The following is a 3,563-nucleotide window of genomic DNA, read 5'->3' as shown; positions in this document are numbered from 1 at the left end:
GCGTTTTTTGTAGCGCATTCAAGATCTGATTTTACAGAAGAACGACAAAAACCAAACAGTTTGGTATATGTTTTAGATGCAGATGAGAATAAAGCAAGTTGGAATACCTATGATGCTATTTTGGACGATTGGACGAAGAATTATATTAAAGATGGTAATGTGTCCGAAACAAAAAATGTGATGGATAGCAAGTATAAATCTAAAATTACATACACGCAAGAAGCGCCTGTAAAACAAGTACCAATGCCATTGATAGAAACTTTAAAAGATACTACACATAACAATTTACGTCATATTCATGTGAAAATTACGCCGCAGCGAAACGTAAATCGTATGGAAGTTTTTACGAACGAAACCAAGTTTGTTTCTGCAAAAGCAAATGGACTCACTATAAAATATCCAAATAATAAATGGAAACGTTTAACGAGTTATTATGTGTCTGATAATGAACCATTGGAATTATCATTTACAGTAAAGCCAGATGCAACACCTGAGTTAATTTTGTATGAAGCTTCTTTTGATTTGATGACGAATTCATTGTTTTCAATTCCTGCGCGTGCTAAAAATATGATGCCAAGACCATTTGTATTGAATGATGCGATTGTGGTGAAGAAAACGATTGGGTTTTAGGTGTTTCTGAGATAATAATGGATTTCTTTGTCATTCCGCACTTGTTGCGGAATCCAATTTGAAATATTACATGTTCTTATCTTGATAGTCATGTACTGGAAAAGTCTGGATTCTTTACTCTAAAAATCTTGAATCTTTTTATACCAAGAATGCATAAATGTTTTCACTCTTATGTGATACTGAATCAAGTTCAGCATGACATAATTCGTGTGGTTTCTCAAAACGTCTAATCGAGTGATTTTTTGTAGTGGAACGTAGAAAAATTGTATCGAGATTTACTTTGAAACAGTAGGGATTCTTATCTTACTGTCTTGATTCTAAATCTTTTTACAGCAAAATTAATCTGTATTATACTCATATTCAAACACCATTTTTTTATGTGGCGATTCCAAACCATTGATGACCAAAGAATCAATCAATTGGTTTTCGTTGTAGTAATAATGCAAACTATTTTTTCCTGGCATTAATTCGCCACAGCAGAATCCAAGATCGGTTCCGTAGATAAGTATTATGCGCTTCTTTTGATTTATTTTGAATGAAGCTTTACCTGAACTTCTTTTAAAAATACGTGCGTTTTTTTGCAGTGCAATCGTATCTGTAATAGTCTCTTTTATTGTTTCTTTTGTCTGTTGATCAAATCTTGAAACTGTCGATTTTTGTAAGGTTCCATCTTTTTTATAATAAAATGTTTCTAGATAATAGGTCAATGCTGGCGTATGCTGTTTAGTTGCTTTTGTTTTTAACAAACCGCTTTTTGTATAGGTATATTCGCCGTAATTATTACTGATATTATACAATGCTGTAATCAATCCTTGAGAATTTATTTTATAAGAATCATGTCCACGAATGTGCATCTTATAAATTTTTTCTTTCGCAAAAATTTCGCTTTTTCCAATTAACAATTGCGTCGTCATATATTCGGAAGCATCAAACGGTTCAAAACCTGTTTCGTCTACCGTTTTTATTGCTTTTGTTTTAGGAAGACTATCGTGTTGTTGCGTCGTTTCAATAGTTTGTTTTGGTTGTTCGCAATTCAGAAAACACAATACACAGCATAGGAGAATTATTTTTTTGAACATCTTTAAAAAGCTTTTTTTAAAGATACATTTATAATTTCAACCATCTGATAGAGAACTAAAAAAAGCCCGAACGTTAAACATTCAGGCTTTCTTTATTTTATTGTGATTTGATTGTTACCAAATACGGACTCTATCTTTTGGAGCAATGTACATTTTGTCTCCTTCTTTGATATCGAATGCTTCGTAAAAAGCGTCAATATTTTGCAATGGAACATACGCTCTGTATTGTCCTGGCGAGTGCGTATCCGTTTTGATACGTGTACGCAATGCTTCTTCTCTCGTTTTTGTTCTCCAAACGGTTGCCCAAGAAAGGAAGAAACGTTGTTCTGCGGTAAATCCGTCAATTTTTTCTGGTCTACCGTGTTCTTTAATGTGACGTTGTAATCCATCATACGCACCTAAAACACCACCTAAATCTCCAATGTTTTCACCTAAAGTAAATTTACCGTTAATGAATACATCTGGCAATACTTCAATAGCGCTGTATTGTGCTGCTAATGCATTTCCTCTTTTCGTAAATTGTTTTAAGTCGTCTTCTGTCCACCAGTTTGTCAAGTTTCCATTCGCGTCAAAACGCGCTCCAGAATCGTCAAAAGCATGCGAAATTTCGTGTCCAATTACAGCTCCAATTCCACCATAATTTACAGCGTCATCTGCAAGGTAGTTGTAAAAAGGCGGTTGTAAAATTGCTGCTGGGAATACAATTTCATTGTTTAATGGATTAAAGTATGCATTTACTGTTTGTGGTGACATTCCCCATTTTGATTTGTCAACTGGCTGATTGATTTCCTCTAAGTTCTTTCTGAATGCCCATTTTCCAACAGCAACCATGTTGTCATAGTATGAATTACCTTCTTTTACTCCAAGTTTTGAGTAGTCTTCCCATTTGTTAGGATATCCAATTTTAACTGTGAATTTATTTAGTTTTTCAACTGCTTTTTCTTTTGTTTCTGGACTCATCCAGTCTAACGCCATAATTCTGTCTTTGTATGCAGCAATTACGTTTGCAATCATTTTTTCTGCTTTTTCTTTCGCTTCTGGCGGAAATTTAGCATCTACATATAATTGGCCTATTGCTTCTCCAACTGTTCCGTTTACAGTTGCCAACGCTCTTTCTTTTTCGTCACGTTGTTGCTTGGCTCCGTTTAATTCTTTCGAATAAAAATCCCAATTTGCTTTGTTTAATTCTGTTGTCAACATTCCTGCTGCACCATCTAAAGTAGACCAACGCATTAAGGTTTTAATGTCTTCAATGCTTTCTGTTGTTAGTATTTCTTGTAAAGCAGTCATGTATGCTGGTTGCATTACAATTACATTTTCTAGTTTTTCAATTCCTAAATCAGCAATCATTTTCTTCCAGTCAATTGCAGGTGTCATTTTAGACAATTGAGCTACTGTACGTGGATTATTAAAGTTACGCATGTCTCTGCTTTTAACTTTGTCTAATCGTGGTGCTGCTAATTTAGTTTCTAAAGCTAATACCGTTTCAGCAGCTTTTTTTGCTTTTGCTTCATCATCACCCAAGAATTGTAACATACGTGTAATGTGTGCTACATATTTTGCTCTAATTTCTTTCGATTTTTCATCTTGCTCTAGGTAGTAATCTCTGTCTGGCAAACCTAATCCGCCTGGCGTAACATACGCCGCATTGATACTACTATCGCTTAAGTTAGCAAAAGCAGATAATCCCATAAATGGCGCAGAGATTGTTGCTGGATTTTTTGCCAATACTGTTTGCATGTCTTTTATAGACTTGATGCCTTCAATAGCTTCTAAAGCTGGTAGTAATGGTTTAATTCCTGCTTTGTTTCTTGCAACTGTATCTAAAATAGAGTTGTATATGAATAATGCTTT

General features: G+C 34.5%; 2 protein-coding genes and 1 pseudogene. 1 reads left to right on the top strand and 2 read right to left on the bottom strand.

The features are described from left to right. A pseudogene (locus tag AB8B65_RS14860) lies at positions 1–630 on the top strand (peptidase M28); the annotation flags it as partial. 338 nt (positions 631–968) lie between these two features. On the opposite strand, the gene AB8B65_RS14855 reads toward AB8B65_RS14860, so the two are convergent. Both AB8B65_RS14855 and AB8B65_RS14850 read right to left on the bottom strand, forming a co-directional pair. Beyond that, positions 969–1,709 (bottom strand): hypothetical protein, encoded by a 741-nt coding sequence (locus tag AB8B65_RS14855; RefSeq protein ID WP_405302050.1) that lies wholly within the window; start codon positions 1,707–1,709, stop codon positions 969–971. A 114-nt stretch (positions 1,710–1,823) separates the two neighbouring features. Continuing rightward, positions 1,824–3,563, bottom strand: a 1,740-nt coding sequence (locus AB8B65_RS14850; RefSeq protein WP_405302049.1) for a M13 family metallopeptidase, incomplete at its 5' end; no start/stop codon positions are given.

This window comes from Kordia sp., assembly GCF_045105435.1.
Lineage (GTDB): Bacteria > Bacteroidota > Bacteroidia > Flavobacteriales > Flavobacteriaceae > Kordia.
Note: the sequence above shows the minus strand (reverse complement) of the source record. Positions and strands in the feature narration are given on the sequence as shown.